Annotated in this window: 20 protein-coding genes; 7 read left to right on the top strand and 13 right to left on the bottom strand. The window is 63.5% G+C overall.

Annotated features, from left to right (window positions below; translation table 11 throughout):
• The 5 genes from GJ668_RS18170 to GJ668_RS18150 all read left to right on the top strand — a co-directional run.
• A partial coding sequence (locus GJ668_RS18170) for a DUF2868 domain-containing protein (RefSeq protein ID WP_246194979.1) occupies nucleotides 1-618 on the top strand: 618 nt, incomplete at its 5' end.
• Nucleotides 618-2,054: a GTPase/DUF3482 domain-containing protein gene (locus GJ668_RS18165; protein ID WP_155451528.1), complete on the top strand. Its 1,437-nt coding sequence runs from the start codon at nucleotides 618-620 to the stop codon at nucleotides 2,052-2,054. The genes GJ668_RS18170 and GJ668_RS18165, both read left to right, overlap by 1 nt.
• Nucleotides 2,055-2,122: 68 nt before the next feature.
• Nucleotides 2,123-3,412, top strand: a complete 1,290-nt coding sequence (bioA, locus tag GJ668_RS18160) for an adenosylmethionine--8-amino-7-oxononanoate transaminase (RefSeq protein ID WP_155451527.1) — start codon at nucleotides 2,123-2,125, stop codon at nucleotides 3,410-3,412.
• 305 nt (nucleotides 3,413-3,717) lie between these two features.
• Nucleotides 3,718-4,377, top strand: coding sequence for a hypothetical protein (locus tag GJ668_RS18155; RefSeq protein WP_155451526.1), 660 nt, complete (start codon nucleotides 3,718-3,720; stop codon nucleotides 4,375-4,377).
• Between the two features lie 44 nt (nucleotides 4,378-4,421).
• Nucleotides 4,422-5,048: a hypothetical protein gene (locus tag GJ668_RS18150; RefSeq protein ID WP_155451525.1), complete on the top strand. Its 627-nt coding sequence runs from the start codon at nucleotides 4,422-4,424 to the stop codon at nucleotides 5,046-5,048.
• Between the two features lie 20 nt (nucleotides 5,049-5,068).
• On the opposite strand, the gene GJ668_RS18145 is transcribed toward GJ668_RS18150, so the two are convergent.
• The 4 genes from GJ668_RS18145 to GJ668_RS18130 all read right to left on the bottom strand — a co-directional run bounded on the left by GJ668_RS18145 (nucleotide 5,069) and on the right by GJ668_RS18130 (nucleotide 6,802).
• Nucleotides 5,069-5,392 (bottom strand): DMT family transporter, encoded by a 324-nt coding sequence (locus GJ668_RS18145; protein ID WP_155451524.1) that lies wholly within the window; start codon nucleotides 5,390-5,392, stop codon nucleotides 5,069-5,071.
• Nucleotides 5,392-5,796 carry a hypothetical protein gene (locus GJ668_RS18140; protein WP_155451523.1) on the bottom strand — a complete coding sequence of 135 codons (405 nt, stop codon included), beginning with the start codon at nucleotides 5,794-5,796 and terminating at the stop codon, nucleotides 5,392-5,394. The genes GJ668_RS18145 and GJ668_RS18140 overlap by 1 nt, the downstream gene beginning before the upstream one ends.
• A 57-nt stretch (nucleotides 5,797-5,853) precedes the next feature.
• Complete coding sequence (locus GJ668_RS18135) at nucleotides 5,854-6,039, bottom strand: hypothetical protein (protein ID WP_155451522.1); 186 nt, start codon at nucleotides 6,037-6,039, stop codon at nucleotides 5,854-5,856.
• A 91-nt stretch (nucleotides 6,040-6,130) separates the two neighbouring features.
• The gene (locus tag GJ668_RS18130) at nucleotides 6,131-6,802 is read right to left on the bottom strand and encodes a Bax inhibitor-1/YccA family protein (protein ID WP_155451521.1); all 672 of its coding nucleotides are present in this window, start codon (nucleotides 6,800-6,802) and stop codon (nucleotides 6,131-6,133) included.
• Between the two features lie 373 nt (nucleotides 6,803-7,175).
• On the opposite strand from GJ668_RS18130, the gene rraA reads away from it, so the two are divergent.
• Nucleotides 7,176-7,652 (top strand): ribonuclease E activity regulator RraA, encoded by a 477-nt coding sequence (gene rraA / locus GJ668_RS18125; protein ID WP_155451520.1) that lies wholly within the window; start codon nucleotides 7,176-7,178, stop codon nucleotides 7,650-7,652.
• Between the two features lie 4 nt (nucleotides 7,653-7,656).
• Complete coding sequence (locus GJ668_RS18120; RefSeq protein ID WP_155451519.1) at nucleotides 7,657-8,127, top strand: CYTH domain-containing protein; 471 nt, start codon at nucleotides 7,657-7,659, stop codon at nucleotides 8,125-8,127.
• 10 nt (nucleotides 8,128-8,137) lie between these two features.
• Here the strand turns inward: GJ668_RS18120 and GJ668_RS18115 are convergent, their stop codons facing one another.
• The 9 genes from GJ668_RS18115 to GJ668_RS18075 form a co-directional block, all read right to left on the bottom strand.
• Nucleotides 8,138-8,986 carry an HDOD domain-containing protein gene (locus tag GJ668_RS18115; RefSeq protein WP_155451518.1) on the bottom strand — a complete coding sequence of 283 codons (849 nt, stop codon included), beginning with the start codon at nucleotides 8,984-8,986 and terminating at the stop codon, nucleotides 8,138-8,140.
• A gap of 41 nt (nucleotides 8,987-9,027) precedes the next feature.
• A complete protein-coding gene (locus GJ668_RS18110) occupies nucleotides 9,028-10,716 on the bottom strand; it encodes a Na/Pi cotransporter family protein (protein WP_155451517.1) in 1,689 nt (562 codons plus the stop codon).
• On the bottom strand, nucleotides 10,709-12,202 hold the full coding sequence (locus tag GJ668_RS18105) for a metallophosphoesterase (RefSeq protein ID WP_155451516.1): 1,494 nt from the start codon (nucleotides 12,200-12,202) through the stop codon (nucleotides 10,709-10,711). Before GJ668_RS18105 ends, GJ668_RS18110 begins: the two co-directional genes overlap by 8 nt.
• Nucleotides 12,174-12,827 (bottom strand): serine/threonine protein phosphatase, encoded by a 654-nt coding sequence (locus GJ668_RS18100; protein WP_155451515.1) that lies wholly within the window; start codon nucleotides 12,825-12,827, stop codon nucleotides 12,174-12,176. Before GJ668_RS18100 ends, GJ668_RS18105 begins: the two co-directional genes overlap by 29 nt.
• On the bottom strand, nucleotides 12,824-14,089 hold the full coding sequence (locus GJ668_RS18095; protein ID WP_186343192.1) for an inorganic phosphate transporter: 1,266 nt from the start codon (nucleotides 14,087-14,089) through the stop codon (nucleotides 12,824-12,826). The genes GJ668_RS18100 and GJ668_RS18095 overlap by 4 nt, the downstream gene beginning before the upstream one ends.
• Before the next feature lie 16 nt (nucleotides 14,090-14,105).
• Nucleotides 14,106-14,798: a DUF47 domain-containing protein gene (locus GJ668_RS18090; protein WP_155451514.1), complete on the bottom strand. Its 693-nt coding sequence runs from the start codon at nucleotides 14,796-14,798 to the stop codon at nucleotides 14,106-14,108.
• Between the two features lie 209 nt (nucleotides 14,799-15,007).
• Nucleotides 15,008-15,280: a YbaK/EbsC family protein gene (locus tag GJ668_RS18085; protein ID WP_246194978.1), complete on the bottom strand. Its 273-nt coding sequence runs from the start codon at nucleotides 15,278-15,280 to the stop codon at nucleotides 15,008-15,010.
• 15 nt (nucleotides 15,281-15,295) lie between these two features.
• Nucleotides 15,296-15,475 (bottom strand): hypothetical protein, encoded by a 180-nt coding sequence (locus GJ668_RS18080; RefSeq protein WP_155451513.1) that lies wholly within the window; start codon nucleotides 15,473-15,475, stop codon nucleotides 15,296-15,298.
• Nucleotides 15,476-15,624: 149 nt separating this feature from the next.
• Nucleotides 15,625-15,831 (bottom strand): type II toxin-antitoxin system VapC family toxin (locus tag GJ668_RS18075; RefSeq protein WP_155451512.1); only part of this gene is annotated, 207 nt, incomplete at its 5' end.

The following is a 15,831-nucleotide window of genomic DNA, read 5'->3' as shown; positions in this document are numbered from 1 at the left end:
CCTCATAATTTTCAAGCAGATGACGTCTTACGAGATCCCCTCTTGTATCGTGTGCTGGTAGATGTGTCTGATAGTCATCCGGAGCCTGAGCCAGAACCTAAGCCTGAACCAGAACCTGAGCCTGAAACGCCTGTCGTCCTGCGAGCGGGCGCAACCGAATACAGCCCGGATGCTTGCCTACTGCTGATCCATGTCGACGTCGACGACGTGCTCGAACCCGAGGATCGGCCGCGTTTGGAAGAACTGCTGCGTGACCTCAGCGGCTGGCGGATCGGGACTCAAGCGACCTTTGGTGCCGGCAGCCAGATGACAGCGCGCGTGTTGTCCATGATCGAGGAAGGCGACTGGCAAGCGCCGCCGCCCCGGATCGCCGTGATCCAGGACGGCTCTCAGCCGCCGATCACCGAAAATCTGATCTTTCTGCGCGAACTGCGCGCCGCTGCCGGCGCCCAGGCCCAGATGCTCCTGGCGCTGGTCGGCGATCCGGACGACGACGACCGGCTGCCGCCGCTGCGCCCCTTCGACTATCGCGACTGGCAGTCCAAGATCGACCAGATGGCCGATCCCTATCTGCGTCTGGAAATGTTGACCCCGCCCAACGAGGATGGAGAAGACTGATGGCGGCGAAGATTCCACGCCTGGCGATCATGGGACACCCCAACGCGGGCAAGTCGTCCGTGGTCGCGACCCTGACCGAGAACGATTGCATCGCGATCGATAAACGCGCGGGCACGACCACCAAGTCCGACGTCTATCCGGTCGTGATCGATAGTCGCACGGTCATCGAGTTCATCGACACGCCCGGCTTCCAGAACCCCAACGCCATCCTGGAGTGGTTCCAGAGCCACGAGGACACCCCGGATCTGGCGCATGCCTTCGTCGAGACCCATCGTAACGATCCGCTCTACGCCCATGACGTGGCGCTAATGGAGCCGGTCGCCGAGGGTGCCGGTATCATCCTGGTGGTCGATGGTTCCAAGCGTATCAAGGAGAAGGATCGGGTCGAAATCGAGCTGCTGCGGCTCACCGGGCGCCCGCGCATGGCGATCCTCAACAACCTGAGCAAGCAGGATCGCTACATGAATCAGTGGCGTGATGCCCTGAGCAAGGCGTTCAATTCAGTGCGCGACTTTAACGCGCATCGCGCAACCTATGATGAGCGCATCCGGCTGCTGAACGCACTCAAGAGCATCGATCAGCGCTGGGAGCCAATGCTTGAGGAGGCTATCGACGCCTTCGCCCACGACTGGGAGCGCCGCACCGATCACGCCGTGGATTCGATCCTCGATCTGCTCAAGCAGGCCCTGAGCTACAAGGCGTCGAAGACGGTCAAGAGCAGCAAGGTCATCTTTCAGAGCGGACGTGACCGGATCAAAGCCGAGATCACGGCTGAGTTCGAGGACGGTCTGCGCCAGCTGGAGGTCGTGGCCCAGGAACACATCCGCGCCCACTTTCGGCACAATGTCTGGCATCTGCCGCCCGATTCGGTGTTGAGCCAGGATCTGCTCTCGGAGGACGTGGGTCAGGCGCTCGGACTTTCGCGCCGCCAACTGGCGATGGTCGGCATGGCGGCTGGCGCGGCCTCGGGTGTGACCATCGATCTGGCGACCGCTGGGCACTCGCTCGGAACCGGCGCCCTGCTGGGTGCGGCCGCCGGCGGCGTCCTGGGCATGATGGGCGGCAAGGCACTGGCTAAGCTCAATATCGAGCGCGCCCCCAACACGCACGTCTACACCATCGGCCCGGTCTCCAATCCGCGCTTTCCCTTCGTACTGCTCGACCGCATCGTGCTCTACAGCGCACGCGCCATGAACTGGGCGCATGGCCGCCAGGCCGCCGACGAGAACGATCCCAACCGCGTGCCCGATCGTGAGATCCGTCCCAAGGGCTTCACCGAGGCGCTGGATTCACAAGATCAGCGCGAGCTGGCGCGCTTCTTCAGCGATGCCCGGCGCGGCAAGGAATCCGAGCACGAGGAGGCTTGCCGTGACATCCTCAAGAGCCTGCTGCGCGGGGTGTCGCTGAACGAGATCGACAGCCGCCGCGAGCTGTGAAGGCGGCTCCAGTCAATGAACCCGTCTTCTCGATCGCGTTGCCCGACCACCAACAAGGATTCCACCTGATGGATCCTGACGACATCCTCGCCATCGATCAGGCGCACGCCTGGCATCCCTATACCTCGACCCTGGACCGCGATCCGGTCTATCCGGTGCGCTCGGCGCATGGCTGCCGGATCGAGTTGATGGATGGGCGGAGTCTGATCGACGGCATGGCCTCCTGGTGGTGCGCCATCCACGGCTACAACCATCCGGCGCTCAATCAAGCGGCGCGCGAGCAACTCGACCAGATGGCGCATGTGATGTTCGGCGGCCTGACCCATGAACCGGCGATGCGTCTGGTACGCTCACTGGTCGCGCTGACGCCCGAGCCGCTCCAGCATGTCTTTCTCTGCGACTCAGGGTCGGTCGCGGTCGAAGTCGCAATCAAGATGGCGCTCCAGTTCTGGATCTCGGCTGGACGGCCCGAGCGCCATCGCCTCCTGACCATTCGCTCGGGCTATCACGGCGACACCTTCAACGCCATGTCGGTGTGCGATCCGGTCACGGGGATGCACCATCTGTTCAACCGCGTGCTGCCGCAGCAGATCTTCGCGCCAGCGCCGGGGTGTCGCTTCGGCGAACCCTGCACGGACGCCGATATCGCGCCCTTCGCCGAGCTGATCGAGCGCCACCAGCACGAACTCGCCGCCGTGATCCTGGAGCCGATCGTCCAGGGCGCGGGCGGGATGCGCTTCTACAGCGCCGAGTATCTCCAGCAGGTACGCGCACTCTGCGACCAGTTCGACGTGCTCCTGATCGCCGACGAGATCGCCACCGGCTTCGGGCGCACCGGGCGCCTGTTCGCCTGTGAGCATGCCGGGATCGCGCCGGATATCCTGACCCTGGGCAAGGCGCTGACCGGCGGCTATCTGACACTGGCCGCCACGCTTGCCAGCCGGCGGGTCGCGCACGGGATCTCATCGGGTGCGCCGGGCGTCTTCATGCACGGTCCGACCTTCATGGGCAATCCGCTCGCCTGCGCCATTGCCAATGCCAGCATCGAGCTGTTGCTGGCGCAGGACTGGGCGGCCAATATCCAGCGTCTCGAACGCGGTCTGACGGCTGGACTCGCGCCCTGCCGGGGGCAGTCGGGTGTGGCTGATGTCCGGGTGCTCGGCGGGATCGGCGTGGTCGAGATGGAACGTCCGGTGCCGATGCGCGAGATCCAGCGCCGTCTGGTCGACTCGGGCGTCTGGGTGCGACCCTTCGGACGCCTGGTTTATCTGATGCCGCCCTATGTGATCTCAGACGCGGAACTGACGCAACTGTGTGCAGCTGTGGTCGAAGTCATTGCCGGGCGGTCGGGATTTTGAGCGCGCCGCTCTGTATCATGAGATTTCTTATTGATGACTGGCGTCCGCGTATGACACGCATCCCTCGTCCTTGCTCGACTCAGATTGTTCACTGGTGGCTCTTGGCACTGCTGGCGCTGACACTGGCTGGTTGCGCGACCACGGATCCCGTGGCTTCGTCGCAGACCAGACCCAAGGCGCCGGTTGAGCGACCCGTGTTAGCAACGGATACGCGGGCTTCAGCACCCGCCGCTCCAATGCCGGTCGTCGCTGAAGGCCAGCCTCGTGCGTCAGAAGCGCTTGCAAGCGATGGCGACGGCTATGGAATGCTCTATTTTCCCTCGGGGGAGCAGAGCGTGCAGCTCGTGACCGAGATCGCGCTCAATCGGCTCTATGAAGATGCCTTGCCCGGCTATGGACTCTATACCTTCGTGCTGCTCGGAGCGGGCTTTGAGCGGGCGAGCGGAGAGGCGTTGGCGCGTCACAGCGAACTGTTCAGAATGATCGAGACCTATGTGTCCACCTCCGGTGGCGATGACGGCCCGAGCGCCGAGGCGCATGTCTTCCTGATTCCGATCCGCGCCGGCCGCTCGCCGATGTCGCCGCTCATGGATCTGGCCGCGGTCGATCTCTCGGACCTGATGCGCCGTCAGCTCGGCGCGTTTCTGCGTCAACGGGGCCAGATACGTCTGGCCACTCGTGTCGAGCGCGGTGCCGGCCCGTTCCTGGTCACCGCACTGGAGCCGAGCCTGTTGCCCCTGGACGGCGAGGCACCACGCTTGCTCGCGGATCTGTCCGGTCTCGGTCCTGAGCATCTCTACAGCCTCGTCGATGCCTATGACCGCGACATCCCGCCCGAACTGAGCGGGCGTCCCGAAAGTCTCTCGGCGCTGCGTCAGCGTCTGCTCGATCTATCGTCGAAATCGCGATCCGCGAGCGGTTCGGGCCGTGAGGCCGACGACAGGCGCTGGATCTTTCTGATCTGAGGTCGGTCTATTCATCAGCCCATCACCCTGACTGCAATCCAAACATGAACATCATTCCCTTTGGTCTCGGTAGTTTCATCCGCTTTCTGATCGGGATCGTGCTGCTGCAAGGGATCACGATCCTGCTCATCTATACCGCACTCCAGACCGACTGGCAGACGACCTGGCCGCTGTTTGCACTCCTGGGTGGGGTTATTGCGGTGATGGTGGCGCTCTGGTTCAACACCATCGTCTCAGCCGACCGGCATCGGGTAGTATCGCGGGTCAGCGAGCGTCATTCCAAGGAGCGCGAGAAGATCCGCGTGCGCGCCGAGCAGCAGCGTGTCAAGACCACGCGCGAAGCCGCCAATCTGGTGGCCAAGGCCCGAAAGCGTGCCTCGGCGGGCCTGAGTCTCAAAACCGGCGTGGTCGTGGGCGGAACAGTCGGTGTCGGTGTGGCCATGATGCTGGCCCAGTTCATGACGCTGGGTCTGGCAACCGTGGCGGCGGCCGGCGGCGCGGCGCTCGGCTATACGGTGCGCACACGCCAGGAGAAGACGATCGCCGCCAAGCGGCTCGCCGCCGAGGAACGCGCTCTGCGCGTGATCGAGGTCGATGACGAGATGCCTGCCCTGCCACGGCGCAAAAGCAAGACCCGAAGCGATGACGAGTCACTGTCTGAGTCGGTATAGCCAGTCACACTGGCCGCCGCTCAATCGGAGGCCAGCTTGAGTCCGAGGATGCCGACTACGATGAGTCCGACGAAGAAGATACGGGCGAGCGTGGCCGGCTCACCGAAGAGCAGGATGCCGAGCACGAAGGCGCCCGTAGCGCCGATGCCGGTCCAGACCGCGTAGGCGGTACCCATGGGGATGGTCTTCTGGGCGATCAGAAGCAGGGCGCCGCTGGCGATCATGCAGAACACGGCGAACAGGATCCAACCCCAATGCAGACCACTGTCGGTCAGGCCCAGTTTGAGTCCGACAGGCCAGCCCCATTCAAAGAGGCCGGCGATCACCAGATAGATCCAGGCCATCAGGACTCGGCTTGATGTGTGACGGACGCCCGGGCGGGTGTGTTGGCACAGCGCGTCAAACATTCTTCGTGCTGCACGCGACACAGGCCCATATCTTCACCCAGACAGGCGGTCGGCTGGGGACAGAGCGGATTGGTCGTGGTATTGCAGGGCGTGGTGTCGTTCTGGAGTCGCGCGGCCTGCTCCTGACAGAGCTGCTCGCGCAGTTGTTGGCGCTCTTCGCATTGGGTCTTGGCGATGTCGCAGTTGGCGGCGCAGGCGCTTTCCGGCGCGGCGCTCGTGGCTGGAACCGCCGATCTAGGCTTGAGCGGATTGAACTGACAGCCGACCAGCAGAAGCAGGGCCGAGGTCAGTACGATGATCGAAAGTCCCTGAATGGTCGAGCGTTCGAGCCGGGTTGGCATGGGGTGAATCTCCTTACGAAATAACGCGCTACTCTACCACAGCTCGGCGCGCGACCATCAGCGTACCGCCAGCACCAGCAGCACCACAAAGACCACGACCGCCCCGAGCGGCAGAATGGCCGCTGCCCAGTCGCCCTTTTGTGCCTTGGGACCGTTTTCCTGCCAGTTTTTATACACCGGCCACAGAAAAAACAGCATCATCCCGAACAGGATGGCGGCGCTGATCTTCAGAAAGAGTTCCATGGAACACCTCGTCGGTTGGCTCGAAACAAAAACCCCGGCGCGAGGCCGGGGCTGTGTGCATGGGCGTCAGACGCCGGCAAACGCCGCTGGATCAGTCATCGCCGCCCATGATGCCGAGGATCTGCAACAGACTGACGAAGATGTTGAAGAGGCTCAGATACAGGCCATAGGTGGCCATGATGTAGTTGGTCTCCTCACCACGCGCGATACGGCTGGTATCGAAGAGGATGAAGCCGCTCATCAGCAGGATGATGACCGAAGAAATGGCCAGCGACAGCGCCGGAATCTGCAGGAAGATGTTGGCGATCACCGCGATCATGACCACCATCATGCCGGCGAAGATGAAGCCGCCCATGAAGCTGAAGTCACGCTTGCTGGAGAGCGCATAGCCCGACAGACCCAGGAAGATCGCCGCCGTGCCGCCGAAGGCCAGACCCACGATCTGCGGGCCATTCGGCAGGGCCAGATACATGCTCAGGATGGCGCCGAGCCCGAAGCCGAGCAGGCCGGTGATGACGAAGATAACGCCGACGCCGGCCGCCGAGTTGGCCGTGCGCGGCAGCACGAACATGCCCAGCACCATGGAGACGATGACCGCCGCCATGTAGACCCAGGAGGGCATGGCCAGCACGATCGAGAGCATGGCGGTCAGGGCGCTGAAGCCGAGCGTGGCCGACAGCAGCAGATAGGTGTTCTTCAGAACCTTATTTGCCGAGACCGCCGCATCGGTGGTCTTGAGGATGGAAATGCCCGGATTGGCCATATCGAAACTCACTCCTATGGTAATAAATGATGGCGTGTATGCAGTGATTGCCGGACCCGTGAGACAGGGCGACAGCGGTTGAAGTTCCTGTTAAGGATACCTGACCGGCGCATGAGTGAGAATCCTCATTGTCGGTTGTCGGTCTCGTTCGGGATCCGGTCTGACGGCGATGATGTGGGGCCAGCTCCGCCTGTTCCCAACGGGCCATTGCTCAGGACGCCATTTGGCGGTTCAATGCGTCCAATTGGCCGCAGCGGGTCTGTTCCGTGACCGGCCTCGGGGCCGCCGAGTGTCATCGTGGCTCCCGTTCGGATCCAAATACATGAATCAATAGATGTGCGTGGCCGCGCATCCAACCTTCAGCGAGAACCCTATGTCCTTCAAGACTGCCGACCTCTACGATCAACATGGCGACAATTTGCGCGTCTGTGAGCCCATATTCCGTGATTTTGGAGGGATATCGCACTTTCATGGCCAGATCGTCACGGTCAAGTGCTTCGAGGACAACTCGTTGGTCAAGTCCACACTGGCCGAACCGGGCGCGGGACGCGTGCTGGTGGTCGACGCCGGTGGCTCGCGTCGCTGTGCCATGCTCGGGGATCTGATCGCCGCGAGTGCGGTCGAGCAAGGGTGGGCGGGCGTCGTGCTCTTCGGCTGTGTGCGCGATACGGTCGAGATCGGCCAGATGTCGCTCGGCATCAAGGCGCTCGCCAGCATCCCGCGCAAGAGCGAGCGCCGGGGCGAGGGGCAGCGCGATATCCCGGTGACCTTCGCCGGCGTGCGCTTCGCGCCCGGCGATCACATCTACTGCGATGAGGACGGCATCCTGGTTGCCGATCGGGCGCTCTGACCCCATGGCCATCGAGATCGAGCGCAAATTCCTGGTCATCGGCGAGGGCTGGCGCGAGCAGGTGGAGGCCGAAACCCGGCTCGTCCAGGGCTATTTGAGCGAGGACGCACGCACGACCGTGCGCGTGCGTATCCGGGGTGACACGGCCTGGCTGACGCTCAAGGGCAAGACCCAGGGCATCAGCCGGTTGGAGTTCGAATATCCGATCCCGGTCGACGAGGCCGAGACCCTGCTGCGCGAGCTGGCCGTCTCGCCATTGATCGAGAAGACCCGCTATCGCGTGCGTCATGGCGGGCATCTCTGGGAGCTGGATGTCTTCGCCGGCGCCAATGCCGGTCTGGTGCTGGCCGAGCTGGAACTGGAAACGGTCGACGAGGACTTCGAGCGCCCCGACTGGCTTGGGGCCGAGGTCTCGGACGATCCGCGTTATTTCAATGTCAACCTGGCTCAGCGTCCCTATCGCGACTGGTCCTGAGACACAGGATTTAGCTGGTCATGGTCGCCTCGATCGCCGCGATGTCGACCGACTCGTCGAGCACCACGAGCGTACCCTGGGCGCTGACCGGACCTGGATCAATCTTTTCATAGGCCGGCAGATTCTGCATCTCGGGCAGATAGCGCGTGGGGTCGTTCTCCAGCCGCAATTCATGCAGATTGATCAGCATCACCAGGTCGGCCAGATCGGCCTTACCGCGATGCTCGCGCGACCAGTCGTGACGACTGCGCGCTGCCTCCTGCAATTCCTTGTCGAGTCCCCAGGAGTCGAGCAGCGTCAGGCTGATATTGGCGCAGAAGGCCTCTTCCAGCTCCTGGAGGATCTCGGGGTTGCTCAGCGCCTCGGGGTTGTTCTCCAGCCGCATATAGAGCAGCGGCATACCGATCTCCTGCAACAGCCCGGCGAGCAGGGCGCGATCAGGACTGATGCGCCGGACCTGTCCGGCCAGCACCGCGCAGAAGGCGGCACGATGCGCACTGCGTTTCCAATGTTCCATCAGGAGTGCCTTGAGCTGCGGATCACGCGCACGGAACATGGCGCGCAGTGAATAGCCCAGACAGAGATTGCGCGTCATCTCCATGCCGAACAGCGAGAGCGCGCGCTTGAGATCCTTGGTCGCGAGCCAGCCGCGATACATCGGACTGTTGGCCATCTGGATCAGATAACCCGAGAGTCCGGCATCGGTCTTGATGATGCTCTCCATGCGAGCCAGGTCGCAGTCGGGATCCTGCATGGCGCGGCGAATGCGTAGCGCCGCGTCAGGCAGGTTCGGCAGGCTGGCCCGGCCAGCGATAATGTCGTGGGCGATCTTGGCGTAGATCCCGAAACCCGTTTGCATCCGGTTGTCTCCGCGCGAGGCTGCGTCTTGGGTGTTGATACTCAAGCGTTTTCGGCCAGGGTGTCGATCTCGACCGTCTTGGCCATGCGCTTGGCGAAATAATAGATCCGCTGAAGCTTTTCAATGATATCGATTTCCAGCGTATAGGCCGGAATGCGCTTTGGCTCCTCGGCGACCAGGCGCCGGGCCTCGTGCGCGGCGGCTGAATCAGCGATCGCGCTGATCTCGCGCTTCATGGCCGTGACGGTGCGCGCGGCGATCTCGTTGTTCTGCGCGACCGCCTGCAGGGCCGTGCCGAGTGCGCGGCTGACGGTGCGATGGAAGTCGAGCAGCAACTCGCGTGTCGGCTCGCTGACCGAAACGCCCTGATCGATGCGCTCGCGTCCGAGCACGACTAGATTGGTCTCGATCAGGTCGCCGATATTCTCCAGGTCATTGGCGGCGGCGAGCAGCGCCATCAGCTCGCGCGTCTGATGTTCGGTCAGACTCTGGCGGCTGATTTTGCCGAGATAGGTGACGATCTCGGCATGGAGCGTGTCGACGTCATTGTCCATCAGCTCGATCTCGCGCAGTGTCTGGCGATTACCGCCAAGGATAGCTGGCATGATCAGGCGCATCATCTCGCGCACGCTGTCGCCCATGTGCAGGATCTCCAGCCGCACCCGGTCGAGCGCCAGCGAGGGCGTGGTCAGCAATTCCTCGTCGAGATAGCGCGGGCGGACGATGAAGGCGTCCTCGCCCGCCGGCTTGTCGGGTACCAGCCACTCGACCAGCCACGCGAGCTGGCGGGTGAAGCCGATGAACAGCAGTGTATTGGCGATGTTGAAGAGCGTGTGCGCATTGGCGATCTGACGCGGCACCTCAGCGGCCAGCCGCGCCTGCCCGGAGAGATCGGGCCGCATCGGCGAGAGCCATTGCACCCACTCGGCCAACTGGCCGATGAAGCCGACCCAGACCAGCACGCCGGCGACGTTGAAGATCACATGCACCAGGGCCGCGCGCACGGCTTCGCGCGGCTTACCGATCGAGGCCAGCATCGCGGTGACACAGGTGCCGATGTTGGCGCCGAAAGCCAGCGCGATGCCGGTTTCCAGATTCATCAAACCCTGGCTGGCCATCACAATGGCGATACCCGTGGTGGCGGCTGAGGATTGTATCAGGCCGGTGAAGAGCGCGGCGATCAGGATAGCGGGCAGCGGATTGCTCAGGGTCGCCATGAAGTCGAGGAATGGCTCATAGTCGCGCAGCGGCGCCATGGCCTCGCTCATGACAGTCATGCCGAGAAAGACCAGACCCAGGCCCATAATCATGCCGCCGTAATGGCGCGCCGACTCGCGTTGTGTGGCCACCAGCAGCACGAAGCCGAAGCCGATCATCAACAGCGCCATGTTGTCGAGCTGAAAGGCGATCAGTTGTGCCGTGACGGTCGAGCCGATGTTGGCGCCCATGATGACGCCGACCGACTGCGACAGCGACATCAGTCCGGCACTGATGAAGCCGACCACCAGCACCGTGGTGATCGAGGACGAGTTGATGATGGCCGTGACGAAGGCGCCAGTGAGCGCGCCCATGAAGCGGTTGGTGGTCAGACGCGCCAGGATGTCCTTCATGCGCTCGCCGGCGGCGGCCTTGAGTGCGGTGGCCATCTGCTCCATGCCGTAGAGAAAGAGCGCCAGCCCGCCGAAAAGGCCGACGCTCATCCGCCACCAGTCGATCATGGATTCATCCATTGGTGCACTCGCTCAGACGGAGGGCGCGTGCGCGATGGTTGTAGACGCTGAGCATGGGTTCACTCGGGTAGATCAGGGGCACTAGGCGTTTCTCAGGGCGGGTGATGACGCCGATCCAATCCGGATGGGAGCCATAGACGATATGGTGGTTGGGAATGCCGCCGGCGTTCATCCAGCAGGTCTGCGTGTGGCGCGGCGGAGTGTGCCCGACGATGACCGGCGCCTCGCGCTTGACGCCAAGACGCTTGCGCAAGCGTGCCAGATCGCGGGTTCCATAGCCATAGCCGTTGGACTGGTTGGACTGACGCAGCCGCACATGGGTGAGCTGATGGGCGAGCTTGGGATGACGCTCGATGTCGACCAGCGCCTCCCAGGTGAGTTTGCCGATCGGCGGTCCGGCGTGACAGGCCAGATAGCCGGGGGAGGCAGCGACATAGGGCAGGCAATTGTAAAAGGTGTGCATGGCGTCACGATAGCGCTGTCCGCGCTGCTCGATCAGCGCCTGTTCCCACAACAGCCCCTGGGGAACGCCGGACTTGCTGATCTCGTCGGAAAAACTGTCGTGATTGCCGCGCAGATAGAAAACGCGCTCGGGAAAGCGCTGCTTGAGCCGGAAGATCAGATCCATCATCAGCATCGAGCTGCCCATCTCCGCCTCCTGGCCTGGCGCGTCGGGCTGGACGGCGTCGCCGAGCAGGATGAGTAAGGCGCTGCCGTCGATGAGCGCGTCGAGGAACGCGCCCTGAGTCAGGATCACCAGCAGGTTGTCGAGCCGGGCGTGCAGGTCGCCGACGAAGATGGGCCGTGGGCGATCGGGCAGGGCCAGCAAGCCGCTATTGCGCCCCTGGTCGTTGGGAACACGATAAGGCTCGTCGCGCATCAGCGCCGTGACCTGCTCGATCAGTTCGAGCGCCGCACTGGGTGCCAGCGGTTCGATCGGCCCGCCGAGCACCTCGACCAGCCGGTCGAGCGCCCGCAGACGCTGACGCGCCACACGCTCGATCCAGTCCTCGCGCGTGAGCGGCGCCAGACAGACCCCGGCGCGCTCGGACTTGTTCTTGAACGCCAGCCCTTTGGCCGAGAGCTTCAGGCGCAGATGCTGGTTGGCGACTGATTTGGGATAGCGCAACAGCAGACGCTGGAGCGGATCGCCGCGTCCCAGGGTCAGGGTCTCGCCCTGATCGAGCCGCAGAAAGCCACTGATGTCCTGGAAATAGCTGTCGGGCTCGACGAGCAGATAGTCGCCTGAGTGCAGCAGGGCGCCGTTTTCATCGAAGCACGGCTCCGGATAGAGATGCAGCGGATAGCCATCCTCGCCGCCGAGCTGGATGCACAGCGGCAGCGCCGGCGCCGGCACCCGAATCTTGTCCTCGCCCAGACGCAGGGCATCCTTCAGATCCACGTCCTCGCAGGCATCCATGCCCTGGAGCAGCTCGCGGAAGCGCTTGAGAAGACTTTTACGGGCGAGTCGTTTGGGTTTCGCCATACGGGTGAATCCGCCGTGGTGGCTGGTTGGACTGTTCGCGCAGATGCACGATCATACCCTGTTGCTGGAAGTACAGGGCGACCTGGCTGTAGATCGCGACCTGGGCACGAATCTGATCCGGGTCAATGCTGGCGTCGATCGGATGCGTCCCCCAGCGCGCCCGCGCGCGGCGCGAAACGACGATGGTCTCGGGCGGCGGCAGCAGGAACTCGAAATCCAGGCGTCCGCGCCAGTCTGTCGACCAGGGGTGGCGCTTGACCGGCGGCAGCCGGATGCGTGCCGGCTCCAGTTCCAGCTCGCGCCAGCGTGGCAGCCATTCCGGATCGAACAGCGCCAGCGCGCGCGGCTCACCGACGAAGGGTAGCCCGAAATGGATCTCGCGTGGACGCAGTGCCAGCGACCTGGAGCGCCACCAGCCGTTGCAGGTCAGATCGACATAGCCCTCCTCAGGCCAGCCGCCGAGACGGCGGATGAGCGTCGACTTGCCCGACCCCGGCGGCCCTGTCACCAGGATCTGGCCGAAGCGCACGCCGCGCGCCAGGGGCACACCACGGATCTCGACCAGATCCGCGACCGGTTCGCTTGCGACGAAGGGATAGTCCGCCGGCGTCAGCGGTTCGTTCAAGAGAAGCTGAACTTGAGCATGTAGAAGAACAGTGCCGCCAGCACGGCCCCGGCCGGCAGCGTGATCAGCCAGGAGATCACGATATTGCCGATGACGCGCAGATCCAGCGCCGCGATGCCGCGTGACAGCCCCACGCCCATGACCGCGCCCACGGCGATATGGGTGGTCGAGACCGGCAGTCCGGTCTTGGAGGCCAGCACCACCACAGCGGCCGCTGCCAGCGTGGCCGAGAAGCCGCGCGTGGGCGTCAGCTCGGTGATCTTGGTGCCGATGGTCTGCATCACGCGATAGCCCAGGGTCGCCAGTCCCACCACGATGCCGATACCACCGAGTAGCAGGATCCACAGCGGCAGTTGCGACTTCTGGGCCACGGTGCCGCCGGACTCGATCACCGAGACCACGGCCGCCAGCGGCCCGATGCCATTGGCCACGTCATTGGATCCGTGCGCGAAGGCCATGGCGCAGGCGGTGAAAATCATCATCGGCGTGAAGACCTTCTCGACACTGGCGAAATGGAAGGCGCGGTCGGCCTTTTCGTCGAGCTTGACACGGTCGATCAATACCTTGCCGATGAGTCCCGTCACCAACCCGAAGACGGTCGCCACGATCAGGCTTTCACTGGTCGTCAGGTGCAGATCCAGATGCTTGAGTCCCTTAAACAGTGAGACCAGGCTCACGATCCAGCCGACCAGGAAGACATAGACCGGCCCCCAGCGTTTGGCCTGACGGAAGGGGTTGTCGGCATTGAGGATCAGTCGGCGGATGCTCAGCATGATCAGTAGCGCCGCCAGACCGCCCAGCAGCGGTGAGACCACCCAACTAGCCGCGATCTGGCCAATCATCTCCCAGTGCACCGCATGCATCCCGATTCCGGCGACCGCGAAGCCGACGATGGCGCCGACGATCGAATGCGTGGTCGAGACCGGCCAGCCGCGCGCCGAGGCGATCATGAGCCAGACCCCGGCGGCCAGCAGTGAGGCGAGCATGCCATAGACCAGCAGTTCCGGCTGATCTGCCATGGTCTCGGCATCGATGATGCCGCCGCGGATGGTCGAGGTGACATTGCCGCCGGCGACGAAGGCGCCGAGGAACTCGCAGATGGCCGCGATCAGGATCGCCTGCCGCACGGTGATGGCCCCCGAGCCAACCGAGGTGCCCATGGCATTGGCGACGTCGTTGGCGCCGATGCCCCAGGTCATGTAGAGGCCAAAGACGATGGCCAGGATCAGAAACACCGATCCCCATTCATTGATAATTTCCACGGTCTTCCCTCAGACTTCAGCGCGCGATGAGTGGCAGCAGGTGATCGCCGATGCGGGCGGCGCGATTGGCAAGCGCACCGAGCGCGCGGATGAGCTGGTGCGTGAGCCATTGCCGGCTGGGGTCCAAGCCCTTGTCCTGGCTGTCGCTTGGCTCGAAGAGCGCGCGCGCGAGTGCCGGTATCTGATCGTCGGTCTCGCTGGCGAGCCGGTCGAGCGTCTGGATCATCGTCTCGACCCGAGCGGCCTCTGGACCGCGAAAACCGGTTTCGATGAGTTCGTCGAGTTCATCGACGATGGCTGTGGCCTGCTGGCAGGTCTCGGTGGTGGTCCGGGTCAGGGTGCGTAGCGCCGTGTGCAGGTCCGTGGGAAGACCGGAGGCATGCTGCAACGGCAGGTCGGCGATGGCGCGTACTTCGCGCCCGATCCACTCCTGGCGGTCGAGCAGTGAGAGCAGATCGCGCCGATCGACCGGCATGAACAGACTGCGCGGCAGGTGCAGCCGGATCTCGCGCGAGAGTGCGCTGGCGCGGGTGACGAGCACTCGGATCGCGTCCTGGCGTGGTGCGATGTCGGAGTCATCGCTCGCGCCCAGTGCCTCGACGAGGTCTGGAAGCTGAGCGACGGCGGATTGGACGAGCCGCATGTGTTCCTGGGTCGGCCCAAAGGGTGAGGGTCCGAACAGGGCGGCGATCGGGTTGGTGGTCTTCATGAGATCACATAGCATTAGTTGACGAAACTGAACGCGCGCTGCCCAGCAGAGCGTCTGAGCGCGCAAGGGCGCCAGTTTGTCAAAAAATGTTCACATAATCGTCATATTTTTTGCAGCCAGCTACCTGCTAGGCACGAAACGCAGAGCAACAGCGGTGCGGATTCGTTCAGGCGTGGCATGCCGGTCGTGTGAGTGTCAGACGGCCATGCTCACCCAAGAGTCGGCTGGAGCACGCGCAGCAGATCGGCCGTCGCCAGTGAAAGGATGTAGCCACGCTTGCCGCCGTTGATGTAGAGGCGCGGCAGATCGGCGATGCTCTGCTCACAGTAGACCGGCATGGCGCGGCGGGTGCCTAACGGGGAGGTGCCGCCGACCTGATAGCCTGAATGCTTGTCGGCGACCTTTGGATCGCAGGGCGTGATCCGCTTGACGCCGATGGCCCGGGCCAGTGTCTGGGTCGAGACCTGGCGGTCGCCGTGCATGAGGACGAGCAGGGGTCAGCGCAGACCCGTGCCGAACAGCGCGTTGAGGATTGCCATGAACAGGGTGGCGATGACCGTCAGGATGAAGACGGCCGGGATCGAGGCAATGGCGGCCTTGACCATGAAGACGACCATCGACAAGAACGGCATCTGGATGTCGACGACGGTGACTTTGGTGTTGGGTTCGTAGGACATCTTTCGGACTCCGTGTGGTGGATGTCGTTGCAGTATCCTGAGCTGGGCCGGGCGCTTCAAGCCTCACCAGTCAGCGTGTGGCAATCGTTCAGGTGCGAGGTGGAAGTCATTTTGAGGGTACCCTTCTCTAATTCTATACAAGTCGCGTCTCACCAGACTCGCGTCACCCCATAGGCATCGAACGCTGTGTCGCTCGACACCAGCGTCAGCCCCTCTTGCCATGCCTGGGCGATCAACAGGCGGTCGAAGGGATCACGATGATGCAGCGGCAGGGTTTCGACCAGGGTGGCATGCCCGAGGTCGATGGGCAGGAGCTGAAAATCGTTGGCCGGCAGATGTTCCTGGTAATAACGCTG

The sequence above is a fragment of the Allochromatium palmeri genome (assembly GCF_009720725.1).
GTDB lineage: Bacteria > Pseudomonadota > Gammaproteobacteria > Chromatiales > Chromatiaceae > Thermochromatium > Thermochromatium palmeri.
The sequence above is the reverse complement of the archived record's forward strand: the minus strand, read 5'-3'. Positions and strand labels throughout refer to the sequence as shown.